The organism is Paenibacillus sp. B01, from assembly GCF_009649995.1.
GTDB lineage: Bacteria > Bacillota > Bacilli > Paenibacillales > Paenibacillaceae > Paenibacillus_O > Paenibacillus_O pasadenensis.
Genome location: NZ_CP045802.1, coordinates 5,756,000 through 5,771,155, shown reverse-complemented (window position 1 = coordinate 5,771,155; position 15,156 = coordinate 5,756,000). Strand labels below are relative to the sequence as shown.

Annotated in this window: 12 protein-coding genes; all 12 read left to right on the top strand. The window is 64.2% G+C overall.

Going from position 1 to position 15,156, the window contains the following annotated elements; all coding sequences use genetic code 11:
- The first annotated feature begins 3 nt into the window (after positions 1-3).
- The 12 genes from GE073_RS24620 (at position 4) to yycI (ending at position 14,960) form a co-directional block, all read left to right on the top strand.
- Positions 4-435, top strand: coding sequence for a CBS domain-containing protein (locus GE073_RS24620; protein ID WP_028598023.1), 432 nt, complete (start codon positions 4-6; stop codon positions 433-435).
- Between the two features lie 179 nt (positions 436-614).
- Complete coding sequence (locus GE073_RS24615; protein WP_028598024.1) at positions 615-1,517, top strand: DUF2232 domain-containing protein; 903 nt, start codon at positions 615-617, stop codon at positions 1,515-1,517.
- Between the two features lie 15 nt (positions 1,518-1,532).
- The gene (locus tag GE073_RS24610) at positions 1,533-3,494 is read left to right on the top strand and encodes a DHH family phosphoesterase (RefSeq protein ID WP_153784602.1); all 1,962 of its coding nucleotides are present in this window, start codon (positions 1,533-1,535) and stop codon (positions 3,492-3,494) included.
- Entirely contained in the window at positions 3,491-3,937 is a 447-nt protein-coding gene (rplI, locus tag GE073_RS24605) for a 50S ribosomal protein L9 (protein ID WP_028598026.1), read from the top strand. Before GE073_RS24610 ends, rplI begins: the two co-directional genes overlap by 4 nt.
- A gap of 19 nt (positions 3,938-3,956) precedes the next feature.
- Complete coding sequence (gene dnaB / locus GE073_RS24600) at positions 3,957-5,312, top strand: replicative DNA helicase (protein ID WP_194843487.1); 1,356 nt, start codon at positions 3,957-3,959, stop codon at positions 5,310-5,312.
- Positions 5,313-5,779: 467 nt separating this feature from the next.
- Positions 5,780-7,066 carry an adenylosuccinate synthase gene (locus tag GE073_RS24595; protein ID WP_153784601.1) on the top strand — a complete coding sequence of 429 codons (1,287 nt, stop codon included), beginning with the start codon at positions 5,780-5,782 and terminating at the stop codon, positions 7,064-7,066.
- A gap of 137 nt (positions 7,067-7,203) precedes the next feature.
- Entirely contained in the window at positions 7,204-7,908 is a 705-nt protein-coding gene (locus GE073_RS24590; protein WP_153784600.1) for a hypothetical protein, read from the top strand.
- Positions 7,909-8,348: 440 nt separating this feature from the next.
- Positions 8,349-9,815, top strand: a complete 1,467-nt coding sequence (locus GE073_RS24585; RefSeq protein WP_153784599.1) for a M23 family metallopeptidase — start codon at positions 8,349-8,351, stop codon at positions 9,813-9,815.
- A gap of 187 nt (positions 9,816-10,002) precedes the next feature.
- Entirely contained in the window at positions 10,003-10,755 is a 753-nt protein-coding gene (gene yycF / locus GE073_RS24580; protein WP_028598030.1) for a response regulator YycF, read from the top strand.
- Positions 10,752-12,584, top strand: a complete 1,833-nt coding sequence (gene walK / locus GE073_RS24575) for a cell wall metabolism sensor histidine kinase WalK (protein ID WP_153784598.1) — start codon at positions 10,752-10,754, stop codon at positions 12,582-12,584. The genes yycF and walK overlap by 4 nt, the downstream gene beginning before the upstream one ends.
- Positions 12,581-14,113, top strand: a complete 1,533-nt coding sequence (locus GE073_RS24570) for a YycH family regulatory protein (RefSeq protein ID WP_052333047.1) — start codon at positions 12,581-12,583, stop codon at positions 14,111-14,113. The genes walK and GE073_RS24570 overlap by 4 nt, the downstream gene beginning before the upstream one ends.
- On the top strand, positions 14,100-14,960 hold the full coding sequence (gene yycI / locus GE073_RS24565; RefSeq protein WP_153784597.1) for a two-component system regulatory protein YycI: 861 nt from the start codon (positions 14,100-14,102) through the stop codon (positions 14,958-14,960). The genes GE073_RS24570 and yycI overlap by 14 nt, the downstream gene beginning before the upstream one ends.
- Positions 14,961-15,156: the final 196 nt, after the last annotated feature.

The following is a 15,156-nucleotide window of genomic DNA, read 5'->3' as shown; positions in this document are numbered from 1 at the left end:
AAGATGAACATTGCGTTTTTCCTTCTTCCCAAAGCGGAAGTCATCACGCTGACGCAGGAAGCGACGCTGCGGCAGACGCTGGAGAAGATGGAGCATCATCGCTACACGGCGGTGCCGATCCTCGACGACAAGGGCGGCTACGCGGCTACCGTCACCGAGGGCGATCTGCTCTGGTTCATGAAGAACGAGAACCTCAGCTTCGAGCAGACGCATCGCGTCAGCCTCTCCGAGGTGCCGATGCGCGTGCGGCTGAAGCCGGTGCGCATCGACGCCAACATGGAGGACCTGATCTCGCTGGCCAAGATGCAGAACTTCGTGCCGGTCGTGGACGACATGAACCGGTTCATCGGCATCGTCCGCCGGAGCGACATCATCGATTATTGCGCCAAGGGCCTTTTCCGGGGCAAGGAAGAGACGGCCGCCGTAAAGGAATAGCGCAGAACCGGATTTCCGCATCGGCGGAAAACCGGTTTTTTTCGTTTCGGCAGCGCCGTCCAAGGCGCCTTCCGCTCGCTTGCCGGCCTTGGATTTGTGGTATAATGGGTGGTAAAGCTTCTGGCCGGCCATGCCTAGGTCGGGCCAAGAGGAATCGCAGATTTGAGGTGAACGGGCTTTTGAAAACCGATGGGAAATCCATCCTCTGGAGCGTCGCCGCTCTCTTGCTGCTGCTTTCGATCGGAGTGCCGCTGCTGAACGTTCTGACCATCGCCTTGCTGATGGTTCCATATGTCGTGCTCTACACGACGCTTTCCAAGCGCATGTTCGCCGCCCATTTGATTCCGGTGTGGCTGATCGTCTATCTCGTGGCCGGACCGGCTCCGCTGATCGTCGGCCTGTTCTTTCTCGTGCCCTCGATCGTCATGGGCCATTATTACCGTACCGGCAAGCCCGTACGCTCGCGGATGACCGCGGTGCTCGTCAGCCTCGTCGCGATCGTGCTGCTCGAGCTGGTGCTGTTCGATCTCGTGCTGGACCTGTCGGTCATCGGCGCGCTGCAGGACCAGCTGCGCTCGGCTGCGAGCCGGGTCGCGAGCGAAGGGGTCATGAAGGACCTGTGGACGGCCGACATGGTCGACCAGCTCGTCGATTCCACCGTGCAGGTCATACCGCAGGCGCTGCTGCTGTCGGCCTTCCTGCTGACGGCGGTCGCCCAGTACGGATCGAGGATCGCGCTGCGCGCCTACGGCCTGCATCCGGCCGGCATGCCGCCCGCCCGCGAGTGGCGGGTGCCGCGCATTCTCGTGACGTATTACCTGATCGCGCTGCTGCTCCAGCTGATCGTGCCGGCGGGAGACAGCTCGTTTCTGACGACGGCGGTGGCCAATCTCGTTCCGCTGCTGCGGTTCGTCTTCACCGTCCAGACGATCGGCTTCTTTTTCTTCCTGGCGCATCAGAAGCGCTGGCCGAAGGGCGTGCCGGCCTTCATCGGATTTCTCGTGCTGCTGTTCCCGCCCCTCAGTCTGATCGGCGTGCTGGACGCGGCGTTTCCGATCCGCAAGTCGTTCCAGAAACCTTGAACAGGGGCGTGACTTATGCCTAGGAATCTACTCAAGCGCTGGCATGGCATGCACGGGATCGCATGGGCGGCCGCCCTCGTCCTGATCGCCGCGGCGCTGATGGCCTACAATCTGGCTCTGGGCATCGCGGGACTGGTGCTGGCGGCCGGCTGCGGCTTCTACACGTACCTGGCGGAGAGGGCGTTCCGCCGCGAGTTCAAGAACTATCTCGGGACGATGTCCTACCGCATCAAAAAAGTCGGGAGCGAGGTCATCCACGAGCTGCCTTTGGGCATTATTCTTTTCAATGATGAGCGCGTCGTGGAATGGCATAATCCGTTCGTAGCGAGCATGATGGAGGAGGAGTCGGTCATCGGCGTGCCGCTGATGGAGCTGTTCCCGACGCTGGCGCAGGCCAAGGACCGGCCCGGCAAGATGGAGATCGCGATCGGAGCCGACATCTACGAGCTGCTCTATCGTCCGGCGGAAAAGCTGCTGTACGTGCGCGACATCACGGAGATGTGGCAGCTCTCCAAGCAGTACGAGGAAGAGAAGCCGGCGCTCGGCATCGTCTTCATCGACAACCTCGACGAGGTGACCCAGTCGATGGACGATCAGCAGCGCACGACGCTGCTCTCCCGCGTCACGTCCGAGATTACGGAATGGTCGCAGCGCGAGAACCTGTATCTCAAGCGGCTCAACTCCGACCGGTTCCTGCTCATCACCGATCAGCAGGCGCTGCGCCAGCTTGAGCTGTCCAAGTTCATCATCCTCGACGAAGTGCGGGAGATGACCGGCGACCTCAAGATTCCGATGACGCTGAGCATCGGCTTCGCGGCCGGGGCGTCCAGCATCCAGGAGCTCGGCCAGTGGGCGCAGGTCAGCCTCGACATGGCGCTTGGCCGCGGCGGCGATCAGGCGGCGGTCAAGGTCGGCGAGCGGACCAGCTTCTACGGCGGCAAGTCCAACGCCGTAGAGAAGCGGACGCGGGTGCGGGCGCGCGTCGTCGCGCATGCGCTGCGGGACATGATCCGCGAGAGCGAGAAGGTCGTCATCGTCGGGCACAAGATGCCGGACATGGATGCGATCGGAGCCGCCGTGGGCGTGGCCAAGATGGCGTCCCATCTCGGCAAGGAAGCGTACATCGTGCTCGAGGGAATCAATCCCGCGATCCAGAAGATGATGGAGATGATCAAGGAGGACGAACGGCTGTACCGCCGCTTCATCTCGCCGGAGCAGAGCCTCGCGCTCGTCGACGGCCGCACGCTCGTCGTCGTCGTCGACACGCACAAGGCTTCGATGCTCAAGGAGCCCCGGATTCTCAGCCAGACCGGTCGGATCGTCGTCGTCGACCATCACCGCCGGGGCGAGGAGTTCATCAGCCACGCGGTGCTCGTCTACATGGAGCCGTACGCCTCGTCGGCATGCGAGCTCGTGACGGAGCTGCTCCAATATATCCATGACCGCCTCGTGCTCGACATCCGCGAGGCGACGGTGCTGCTCGCGGGCATCACCGTCGACACGAAGAGCTTCGCTCTGCGGACCGGCGCGCGCACGTTCGAAGCGGCCTCGTTCCTGAGGCGCAACGGAGCGGACACCGCGATGGTGCAGCGGATGCTCAAGGAGGATCTGGAGGAATATCTCAAGAAAGCCGACATCATCAAGCATGCCGAAGTGCTGTACGGCCATGTCGCGCTGGCGGTGACGGAGCCGGGCAAGCGCTACTCGCAGCTGCTGATCGCGCAGTCGGCCGATACGCTGCTCAACATGACGGGCATCTACGCGTCGTTCGTCATCGGCGAGCGTCAGGACGGCCTCGTCGGCATCAGCGCCCGCTCGCTGGGCCAGATGAACGTGCAGGTCGTCATGGAGCGCATGGGCGGAGGCGGCCATCTGACTAACGCCGCCTGCCAGCAGGAGGGCAGCGTCCAGGATGTCGAAGAGAAGCTGAAGCGCGTGCTGCAGCAAATTCATGAGGAAGAGGGGTTGTTCGAATGAAGGTCATCTTTTTGCAGGATGTAAAGGGACAGGGCAAACGCGGCGAGGTCAAGGAAGTATCGGAAGGGTACGTCCGCAACTTCCTGCTGCCGAAAGGCCTCGTAAAACCGGCGGAAGCGGGCAACATCAAGACGCTGGAGATGCAGAAGGCGTCGGAGGAGAAGCGCAAGGCTCAGGAGAAGGCCGACGCCGAGGCGCTGGCCGCCAAGCTGGAGCAGGTCACCGTCGTCGTCCGGACGAAGGCCGGCGAAGGGGGCCGGCTGTTCGGCGCGATCACGACCAAGCAGATCGCCGAGGCGCTGGAGAAGCAGGAGGGCATCAAGCTCGACAAGCGCAAGCTCGAGCTGCCGGAGCCGATCCGCTCGCTCGGCTTCACGAATCTGGACGTCAAGCTGCACCCGCAGGTTAAGGGCAAGCTGAAGGTCCAGGCGGCCGAAGAATGAGAACGGAGGCGCAGGCGGGATGAGTCAAGACGGCTTGATGTTCGACCGGGTCCCCCCTCAAAATCTCGAAGCCGAGCAGGCCGTGCTGGGCGCCGTCCTGCTGCAGGCCGAAGCGCTGATCACGGCGATGGAAAAAGTCCGCCCCGAGGACTTCTACCTGAGCTCGCATCAGCTCGTCTTCGAGGCGATGATCGAGCTTGGCGAGAACAATCAGCCGATCGACCTCGTGACGCTCACCGCCTATCTGAGCGACCGTTCGCAGCTGGAGGAGGTCGGCGGCGTCAGCTACCTGGCCAAGCTGGCGAGCGTCGTGCCGACGGCGGCCAACGTGGAGCACTACGCCCAGATCGTCGAGGAGAAGTCGATGCTGCGGCGCCTGATCCGCACGGCGACGACGATCGTCTCCGACGGCTATGGGGCGACGGACGACATCGGCCTCATGCTCAGCGAGGCGGAGCAGCGCATCATGGAGATCGCCAACCGGCGCTCCAGCAGCGGCTTCGTCTCCATCCGCGACGTGCTGATGGAAGTGTTCGAGCGCGTCGAGTTCCTTTATACGAACAAAGGCGGATCGACGGGAATTCCGTCGGGCTTCGTCGATCTCGACAAGATGACGAGCGGCTTCCAGCGCAGCGACCTCATCATCGTGGCCGCGCGTCCATCGGTCGGCAAGACGGCGTTCGCGCTCAACATCGCCCAGAACGTCGGCGTGCGCGCCCGCGAGACAGTGGCGATCTTCTCGCTCGAGATGAGCGCGGCGCAGCTCGTGCAGCGTATGGTGTGCGCGGAGTCCAACGTCGACGCCGGCCGCATGCGGACGGGCTTCCTCGAGGGCGACGACTGGGAAAAGCTGACGATGGCGATCGGCGCCTTGTCCGAGGCGGAGATCTATATCGACGATACGCCGGGCATCACGGTCAGCGACATCCGCGCCAAATGCCGGCGGCTCAAGAAGGAGCGCAACCTCGGCATGATCCTGATCGACTACCTGCAGCTTATCCAGGGCCGCGGCAAGGCCGGAGAGAACCGCCAGCAGGAGGTTTCCGAGATCTCCCGTACGCTCAAGCAGATCGCGCGCGAGCTCGAGGTGCCGGTCATCGCGCTGTCGCAGCTGAGCCGGGGCGTCGAGCAGCGCCAGGACAAGCGGCCGATGATGAGCGACCTTCGTGAATCCGGCTCGATCGAGCAGGACGCCGACATCGTCGCGTTTCTGTACCGCGACGACTACTACGACAAGGAAACCGAGAAGAAGAACATCATCGAGATCATCATCGCCAAGCAGCGTAACGGTCCCGTAGGCACGGTGGAGCTCGCTTTCCTCAAGAATTTCAATAAATTTGTTAGCTTGGATCGAACTCACGAGCCCGCATCTTAGGCTCGAGAGTTCGATCAGTCGTACTCACGAGCCAGCATCATAGGCTCGTGAGTACGATCAGTCGAACTCACGAGCCGGCATCATAATCTCGAGAGTTCGATCAGTCGTACTCACGACCCAGCATCATAAACTCGTGAGTACGATCAGTCGTACTCATGAGCCTGCATCATAAGCACTCGATCCAACCGGCCGGTCCTTCTGGACCCGGCCGGTTTTTTCGCTTCTCTCGCTGCCGGGGCCGTATGCGGACCGGAAAACGTCTATTTTCCGAACAATGATTCTTCCCTCATATGGATTGTTCGCCTTTCTAGTTGACATGCCATGGCAGGGCTGATACACTGGGATTGCTGCTTTCGGACCGCCTCCGTACTTGCGCGTGGTAACGTGTCACAGCGCCGTATGGCATTCCGGGCGGATGAGAACGCTAAAAGCAGCAAATTCCAAGCAAGCAAAGCGGAGGTATGATCATGTCTACGGTTGTTGTTGTCGGCACGCAGTGGGGAGACGAAGGAAAAGGCAAGATTACCGACTATCTGGCCGACGGCGCGGAAGTGGTCGCCCGTTATCAAGGCGGCAACAACGCCGGTCACACCATTCTCATCGACAACAAGAAATACAAGCTGACGATGATTCCATCCGGCATTTTCAATCATAATAAAACCTGCGTCATCGGCAACGGGATGGTCATCAATCCGGCTGCCCTGCTCGACGAGATCGACTATATCCACGAAAACGGCTTCTCCACCGAGAACCTGAAAATCAGCGACCGCGCGCATGTCATCATGCCGTACCATCTCGTGCTCGACGGGCTCGAAGAGGACAGCAAGGGCGACAACAAGATCGGCACGACGCGGAAGGGCATCGGCCCTTGTTACATGGACAAAGCTGCCCGCAACGGCATCCGCATCGCCGATCTGATGGACGCCGAGGAGTTCGAGAGCAAGCTGCGCCGCCTTGTCGCCGAGAAGAACCATGTCATCCAGCAAGTATACAGCGGCGAGACGCTGGACGCCGACGCCATCCTGGCGGACTACCTCAAGCATGCGGAGCGCCTGCGTCCGTACGTGACGGACACCTCGGTCGTCCTGAACGACGCGATCGACACCGGCAAGCGCGTGCTGTTCGAGGGCGCGCAGGGCGTCATGCTCGACATCGACCAAGGCACTTATCCGTACGTCACGTCGTCCAATCCGACGGCTGGCGGCGTGTGCATCGGCTCGGGCGTCGGCCCGTCCAAAATCCAGCAGGTCATCGGCGTCGCCAAAGCCTATACGACCCGCGTCGGCGACGGCCCGTTCCCGACCGAGCTGCATGACGCCATCGGCGACCAGATCCGCGAGACCGGCCATGAATACGGCACCGTAACGGGCCGCCCGCGCCGCGTCGGCTGGTTCGACACGGTCGTCGTCCGCCACGCCCGCCGCGTCAGCGGCATCACCGGGCTGTCGCTCAACTCGCTCGACGTCATGACCGGCCTCGAGACGGTCAAGATCTGCACCGGCTACAAGCTGCGCGGCGAGATCATCGAGCACTACCCGGCCAGCCTCAAGCTGCTTTCCGAATGCGAGGCCGTCTACGAGGAGCTCCCAGGCTGGAGCGAGGACATCTCCGGCGCCAAGACGCTGGACGACCTGCCGGCCAATACGCGCCGCTACGTCGAGCGCGTCTCCGAGCTGACGGGCATCCCGATCGCGATCTTCTCCGTCGGCCGCAACCGCGAGCAGACGAATCCGGTCCGTCCGATCTACGAATAGGCCGCTTCGGCCGAGCCGCTGCTTCCCTACCGGAAGCGGCGGCTCTTTTTGTTCCGGAAAAATAGAGAGAATGCGCCGCAGCGCCCTTGCCCATACTGATAGAGAGAGCAGCAGAGCGAGGGAGGAGGACTCATTCCATGAACATGAAAAAGACGGCCGCCTGGCTCGGAAAGCTGGCGGCGGGCGCGCTGCTCGTAAGCGTGCTGTCGATCTGGACGACCGGGTATATCGTGACCAGCTACGTGGAGGTGCTGCTGAAGCAGTTCCACATCCCGCTGCAAATGCAGCCGATGTCGATGAGCGGGGTATGGGGGGCGTTGTGGGGAGCCGATTCGGCGGCCAAGCCGGCCTTTGCGCCGACAGGCGCACCGGAGCCGTCGCCGGAGCCGTCGCCGTCTCCGGCCTTCGAGGCGACACCTGCGCCACAAGGCGGCAGCGGCGATGGAGATCCGGCGGCTGGCGGAATTCCGGCCGATCCGTCGGCGACCGACGGGGGAGCGCAGGAGCCGGCCTGGCAGCCGGAAGGGTCGGAAGCTCCGGACGTCAGCGGGCCGTCTTCGTCCGGCTGGCCAGAAAGCGGAGGCGGCTCCTCCGGCACCGGCGGAGCCGACGGGCTTTCCGGCGCCGGCGGCCTGGACGACGGCTGGCCGTCCGGGCAAGCGGAGCCGGGAGCGACGGGACCCTCTTCGGTGGGCCCGCAGCCGTCGTCCTCTCCCGTTCCCGGTCCGGGAGCGGAAGAGACCGATCCGGCGGCATCCGGGACGAGTCCGGCGCCATCCCCAGGCAGCCGGAGCGAGCCGGATGCCCTTCCTTCCTGGAAAACGCAGCCGCAGAACATGTAGGCGAAAGGATAAGTAATCCTTTGGAATACTCGGTATTGCTAAAGTCGAACGCCTCCGTTTCGGAGGCGTTTTCGGCTTGACCGCTTCCCCTGCTGAAGCCCGACCCCAGGCTGCGCCAAGCTCATGCAAAGCATCCCCCAATTATGGAAGCGGATTCGCAGGCAAGGGTTCCATAACCGATTGCCGCAAAGCCTGCCTCCCAGCTCGATCGTCTAGAAATCAGCGCCTGTCGCATCCTGTCGATCAATTCTGAAAAAAGTTTAATCCGCTGTGGCCGAGAAGCGGTTGAACGGGCAAAACGGGCTATGGTAAAGTAAGAAACGAATTCTTCCTCAGGGGAGGATTCGTCGTTTTTTGCCGACGGCGGCTGCCGGAGGCGAAAAGCACGGGGAACGAAGCCGAAGCAAGCGAGCATACGACAGAAGGAGCACACCTTGAAGATGATTGCTTTTAAGCCGAACGAGCACCCCTCGAATCCATCTTTTCCGGACCCGCCCTCGCAAAGGCGCTGGATCCGAATCCTCCTGATCGCCGCGGTCGCGATCGCAGTCCTCGCTGTCGCAGCGACGATCGGAACGAAGCAATATATCAACGCCCACACGTACAGTTACTATAAGGTGCTGCTCGACGGACAAGCCGTCGGCACCGTCGAGGATCCGGCTCAGGTCGACGAGCTCGTCGAGAGCGAGACGGCCAAGCTCAAGCAGTCGTACCCGAATCTGGAGATGAAGCTTCATACCGGCGTCATTTCCTACGAGGAGGTGCGGGAGTACAAGGGCGAGCCGCAGACGCAGGCGGCGCTGGACAAGCTGGCCTCCTCCTTCACGTCGACCGCGGTCGGCACGGAGGTGATCGTCGGCGGCAAGGTCATCGGCGTCGTGAAAAACGAGGCGACCGCCCAGGCGGTGCTCAAGCAGCTGCAGGACAAGTATGCTCCGCCGTCCCGCATGAAGAGCGCGCAGCCGCAGGTGACGACGCTGTCCACCGCGACCAAGGCGGCGGCCGCTCCGGTGAACCGCATCAGCGGCGTCAAGTTCGCCGAGGAGGTCAAGGTCGAGCCGACCGAGCTCGATCCGTCCGAGGTGCTCGGCCAGGACCAGCTGCTGCGCCTGCTGAGCGGCGGCACGGAGACCGCGACCAAGTACACGGTGCAGCCCGGCGACTGCGTCGGCTGCATCGCCGCGAAATTCGACATTTCGCCCGAGGTCATCTATAAGAACAACCCGTCGATCCAGGACGACCTCATCAAGGCGGGCGACGTCATCGACCTGACCGTGCAGAAGCCGGCGATCAACGTCGTCACGACGGAGAGCCAGTCGGAGATCATCACGACCGAGCCGCAGGTCATCATCCAGAACAAGGCGACGCTCAAGAAGGGCGAGTCCAAGGTGATCCAGGAAGGCCAGGCGGGCTCGAAGCGGCTCACCTACGCCGTCGTCAAGCAGAACGGCTACAAGATGAGCGAGGAGCTCGTCAGCATCGACGTCCTCGCGAAGTCGGTGCCGAAGATCATCGTGCGCGGCACGAAGGTCGTCGGCGAGGGCAGCGGCACGTTCAGCTACCCGGTCTCCGGCGCCCGCATCACGAGCACGTACGGCACCCGCTGGGGCCGGCTGCACAAGGGCATCGACCTGGTCGGCTCGAGCACGATCAAGGCGGCCGACGAGGGCGTCGTCGAATTCGCCGGCACGAAGAGCGGCTACGGCAACGTCGTCATCGTCAACCACCGCAACGGCTACAAGACGCTGTACGGCCATCTGCGAAGCATCTCGGTCGGCGTCGGCGATACGCTCGAGCGCGGCGAGAAGCTCGGCGTCATGGGCAATACGGGACGTTCGACCGGCACGCATCTGCACTTCGAGATCTATAAGAACGGCTCTTTGCAGAATCCATTGAAATACCTCTAATCGGCAATCATCTCTTCCTAATCCGCGAGCGCGGCCTTCCGAGGCCGCGCTTTTTTGATGCTCGGGGCCTCGAAGGGCCGGACCCGAAGCGGAGCGCCTGCCGGCTGTGGTAAACTAAGGAGAAAGAAGGCGGCGCTCCGCAGGCAGGGGGCAGGGGCTGCAGCGAGGAAGGGAGCGGACGGCAACGATGCAGGGCAAAATTCTCGTGGTCGACGACGAGCGGCCGATAGCGGACATATTGAAGTTCAACCTGGAGAAGGAAGGCTATGAGGTCATCTGCGCCTTCGACGGCGGAGAAGCGGTGAGGGCGGCCTTCGAGGAGGAGCCGGACCTGATCCTGCTCGACCTCATGCTGCCGGTCAAGGACGGCATGGACGTCTGCCGCGAGGTGCGGACCCGGCTGCAGACGCCGATCATCATGCTTACGGCCAAGGACACGGAGATCGACAAGGTGCTCGGCCTGGAGCTTGGCGCCGACGATTACGTGACGAAGCCGTTCGGCACGCGGGAGCTGCTGGCGCGCGTGAAGGCGCATCTGCGCCGCACGCAGAAGACGCGCGAGGCGCTGGCCGCCGGCGCGGCGCAAGGCGCGGCCGAGGCGGAGCCGGACAAGCAGGGGCTGAAGCTGTTCAACCTGTTCATCGATACGGACATGTACGTCGTCTACAAGGACGAGCAGCCGCTCGACCTGACGCACCGCGAGTATGAGCTCGTCTACTACCTCGCCCGCCACAGCGGCAAGGTGATGACCCGCGAGCATCTGCTGCAGGCGGTATGGGGCTTCGAGTACTTCGGCGACGTGCGCACGGTCGACGTGACGATCCGCCGGCTGCGGGAGAAGATCGAGGACGACCCGAGCCGACCGGAGTACATCCTGACGAGGCGCGGCCTCGGCTATCTGATGCGCAATCCGAAGCAGGGAGGACTGGGCGGCGGATGAAGGGCAGGCGCTGGTTCAGTACGATCCAAGTCAAGCTGATCGCGATCTACATGCTGCTCATCCTGATTTCGATCCAGCTGATCGCGGTCTATTTTGTCAGCACGGTCAAAAGCTCGCTCACCGACACGTTCACGAACAGCCTCAACGACCAGGCGCGCGCGCTCGCGGTGCTCGCCGCGGACAAGCTGTCCGAGGGCTCGCTCGCCGGAGGCGAAGCCGAGGAAGGCGCGATCTCGCTGTCCGACTACGTGAACAGCCTGTTCAGCCGCACCGGCGCGGAGCTGCAGGTGCTCGACTCGAGCGGGCGCGTGCTGGCGACGTCGGACGCGTACAGTGCCTACATCGGCAAGAAGAACACGTCGCTCATGGTGAGCCAGGCGCTGCAGGGCATCCCGGACAACGAGCAGGACATCCTCGACGAGGACAACGTGCGCAAGAAGATCATCACCCAGCCGATCCAATCGCCGGACAACCGCGTCATCGGAGCGGTCTACATCGTCGCCGGCATGACCGAGGTCAACGCCACGGTCGACCGGGTCAACCAGATCTTCGTCTCCGGCACGCTGATCGCGCTCGGCTTGACCGGCGTGCTCGGCATCGTGCTGGCGCATACGATCACGAGCCCGATCAAGGGGCTGACCCGTCAGGCGGAGGCGGTCGCCGAGGGACGCTTCGACCAGCAGGTGCCGGTGCTCGCGGACGACGAGATCGGACGGCTGAGCGAGGCGTTCAACGAGATGACGCAGCGGCTGCGGGAGGCGCTGTCGGTCAACGAGGAGGAGAACGAGAAGCTGCAGTCGGTCCTCTCCAACATGAGCGACGGCGTCATCGCGGCTGACGAGCGCGGCACGGTGATGGTGTCCAACCGCCGCGCGCTGGAGCTGCTCGGCGTCGACCAGTGCGAGGGCAGCCCGCTGACCGACGTGCTGGAGCTGCCGCAGGAGCGGCTCGAGGCGCTGCGCGCCTCGCGCGGCCTCGCCGCCGTGCTCGTCAAGGAGTCGCCGGACGGCGAGGAGCGCTGGGTGCTGCGCGTCACGCTCAGCCCGATCCACCGCCGCGACCGCGGCATCACCGGCACGATCGCGCTGCTGCAGGACATCACCGAGCAGGAGAAGCTGGACCAGTCGCGGCGCGAGTTCGTGGCCAACGTCTCGCATGAGCTGCGCACGCCGCTGACGACGATCCGCAGCTATGCCGAGGCGCTCGGCGACGGAGCGCTCGCGGAGCCGCAGCTGGCGGACCGCTTCGTCGGCGTCATCCGCAACGAGACCGAGCGGATGATCCGGCTCGTCACCGACCTGCTGCATCTTTCGCGGCTCGACTCCCAGCAGTCGACGCTGCGCCGCCGCGATACCGACATCGCCGAGATGCTCGACGAGGTGGCGGACCGGTTCTCGGTGCAGATGCGCAAAAAAGGCATCCGCGCCGTCGTCCAGGTCGACCGGCGCGTCGGCAAGGCCGTGCTCGACCGGGATCAAATCGATCAGGTGCTGGACAATCTGATGTCCAACGCGATCAAGTACACGCTCGAGGGCGGCCGCATCGAGCTGTCGGCCGGCCTGCAGGAAAGCGGGGCGCTGGCCGTCAGCGTCAAGGACTCCGGCATCGGCATTCCGAAGCGCGACCTTGCCCGCATCTTCGACCGTTTCTATCGGGTCGACAAGGCCCGCTCGCGAGAGATGGGCGGCACCGGCCTCGGGCTTTCGATTGCCCGGGAAATGATCAAGGCGCACGGAGGCACGATTACGCTGGAGTCCGAGCTGGATGTAGGCACGACGGTGACGTTCATCCTGCCGCAGCCGCAGCAGAAGGGGGAGCAGCCGACATGAAGGAAAGGCTCAAGACGATCGCGCTCGCAGCCCTCGTCGCCCTCAGCCTCGTGCAGAGCTACATGCTCGCCTACAGCACGCCGGGCGCGGCCGTGCGCACCGCGCAAAACTACGTCAGCACCGAGCAGATGGGGCAGGCGAGCAAGACGGAGGAGACGCTGTTCCCCGAGCAGCTCGTCCTGCACTTCGGCAACGGCAGCCACACGGTGCTCAATCCCGGCGACCTGCCGTTCTACAACCTCATCATGAGCAAGCTCAAGGGACGGGAGTTCCGCGGCTTCCAGCGGATGGCCGATACGGTCGTGCGCTGGAGCGAGATCCGCGACAACAACCTCGGCCTCGAGCTGCGGCTCGGCAGCGGCTTGCCGGTGACGCTGCTGTCGCGGATGCTGCAACTCGACAGCAGCGACGAGAGCTTCCTCGGCGATACGGTCGACCGCATCTGGATCTTCCGCAGCAGCAGCACGGAGGAGGTGCGGACCTTCTTCTTCAGCGCGGGCGGCGGCGTCGTCTACGAGGCGACTCAGGCCGACTTGACCGTGCGGGACGTCGAGGACGACGTCGGCCTCGGCGAATACTGGACGCCGTACGAGCCGGACGCCTACGGGCTGTACGTGCCCCGGCAGCCGGTGGAGGCGGCGCAAGCGCGGATCGGCTATCAGTCGTACTCGGCCGATCTGCTGCAGCGCAACCTGTTCATCGATCCCGGCACGACGCGCATGATCAAGGACCGGGACGGCTCCCAGGTGTACACGGACGGCAAAAGGGCGCTCCAGGTCGAGCAGAACGGCCAATGGATCAGCTACACCGATCCGGCCGCGCCGCTGAGCGGCAGCGGGCAAGCGCGCAGCAACCCGGCCGGCAGCATGAGCAGCGCCATGCAGTTCGTGAACCAGCATGGCGGCTGGGACGGCTTGCATCAGCTCGTCTCGCTGGGCGGCGCGGACGCGGCGGCGGGCGGATCGGCGGGGCAGACGCCCCGGCCGGGCCAGGGAACGGCCGAGGAGCAGCATGCGCTGCTGTTCCGGCAGTATTTCCGCTTCGGCGAAAATCGCGTCCTGCCGGTCGTCCCTTCGGCGGACTTCCGGTTCGGCTTCATCCGGCTGACGGTGCAGCAAGGCTCCGTAACGACCTATGAGCGCTCGCTCATCACGCTCAACCCGTCGCCCGCGCAGAAGTCGGCCCGCTGGCTGCCGGGAGGGCAGCGTCTCGACCAGTCGCTCGCGGCCTACTCGAGGCGCTCCGAAATCGAGGCGCTCTATCCGGCGGTCAAGGCGGAGCAGGCCGAGGACGGCCAGCTGCGCTTCCTGCCGGTGTGGGCGGTGCGTCTGACGGACGGCACGGAGGAGGCGCTGGCCGGGCCGCTGGAGGAAGGCTTCGACGGCTCCGCCTTGCCGCGCGAGAATCTGTCGGCGCTCGGCGGAGCCAAGAACGGCGGCGAAGCCGGCGCGGCGCCGACTCCATCGCCGCCGCAAGGCGACGGAGCGGCGCGCGTAGAGGAAGGAGGAGCGGCCCGTGGATTGGGGTAGAGCGAAGAGCGTATTGATCCTGGCGTTTCTGCTGCTCAACCTGCTGCTCGGCTATCAGCTGTGGGGCGATGTGCGGGAGCGCGTGCAGCCGAGAAGCAACTCGGCCGAGCTGTCGCCGGAGACGCTGGCGGCGCTGAAGGCGAAGCGCGTCGCGTTCTCCGGCGTCATCCCGAAGGAGACGCCGGAGCTGCATGACCTGACGTACCGGTACGTCGGACGGGCGGGAGCGCCGGCGTTTGACGCCGAATCGGCTGGCGCAGGGTCGAAGGCTGGCGCTGCGGAAAGCGGCGCAGGCGCGGAGCAGCCGGACGGCGGCGTCGCGGAGCCGGAAGGCATCACGCCGCTCGAGACGCCGGTGGACAGCCGCGTCGTCTTCCAGCGGGAGGAGCTGCTCAAGGCGCTGGGAGGAGTCATCCCGGAGCTGGACCGGTATGAGCTGGACACGCTCGGCCTCGACGACCGCAAGTTCGTGCTGTACCGAATGGAGGCTGGCCGGCCGATGTTCAACGTGAGGCTGGAGCTGTACTATAGCGACCAGCGCATCACCGGCTACCGCCAGGACCGAATCGAGCTGCTGCCGGCGGACGAGGGCCAGCGGCCGCAGCCGGTGCTGCCGGCCTCGCGGGCGATCCGCCCGGAGGTCGTCGAGAAGTACATGCCGGACGGAGCCGCGATCAAGGAGATCCGGCTCGGCTACAAGGAAGGCCAGCGGTTCGATTCGGAGACGCAGGTGTCGACGCCGTCCTGGCGCATCCTGATGGAGGACGGCAGCTCGATCTATCTGCAGGCGTCCAGCGGGGAAGTGCTGATCGACAAGCCGGAGCCTTCGCCGGCATCGGGAGGCTAGCGGAACCGCCGCCGGCAGGCGGAGCGAGGCTCGCAGCGGAGAGGGAGCCGCCGGTGCGCGGAGCGAGAACCGCCCCAGTGACGGAGCCTCTTTCCGCTTCCAATGGCGGTTTTGGCTGCTATCCTCAAAACAAAACGGCCGTCCCCTGGTCCGCGAGTCGGACCGGTCGGGACGGCTCCTTTTTTCTAGCGAAATT

Bases quoted from the DNA above. Each gene is read 5' to 3' on its own strand.
- GE073_RS24620 (WP_028598023.1), top strand. From the start codon at position 4: ATGAACATTGCGTTTTTCCTTCTTCCCAAAGCGGAAGTCATCACGCTG.
- GE073_RS24610 (WP_153784602.1), top strand. From the start codon at position 1,533: ATGCCTAGGAATCTACTCAAGCGCTGGCATGGCATGCACGGGATCGCA.
- rplI (WP_028598026.1), top strand. From the start codon at position 3,491: ATGAAGGTCATCTTTTTGCAGGATGTAAAGGGACAGGGCAAACGCGGC.
- dnaB (WP_194843487.1), top strand. From the start codon at position 3,957: ATGAGTCAAGACGGCTTGATGTTCGACCGGGTCCCCCCTCAAAATCTC.
- GE073_RS24595 (WP_153784601.1), top strand. From the start codon at position 5,780: ATGTCTACGGTTGTTGTTGTCGGCACGCAGTGGGGAGACGAAGGAAAA.
- GE073_RS24590 (WP_153784600.1), top strand. From the start codon at position 7,204: ATGAACATGAAAAAGACGGCCGCCTGGCTCGGAAAGCTGGCGGCGGGC.
- GE073_RS24585 (WP_153784599.1), top strand. From the start codon at position 8,349: ATGATTGCTTTTAAGCCGAACGAGCACCCCTCGAATCCATCTTTTCCG.
- yycF (WP_028598030.1), top strand. From the start codon at position 10,003: ATGCAGGGCAAAATTCTCGTGGTCGACGACGAGCGGCCGATAGCGGAC.
- walK (WP_153784598.1), top strand. From the start codon at position 10,752: ATGAAGGGCAGGCGCTGGTTCAGTACGATCCAAGTCAAGCTGATCGCG.
- GE073_RS24570 (WP_052333047.1), top strand. From the start codon at position 12,581: ATGAAGGAAAGGCTCAAGACGATCGCGCTCGCAGCCCTCGTCGCCCTC.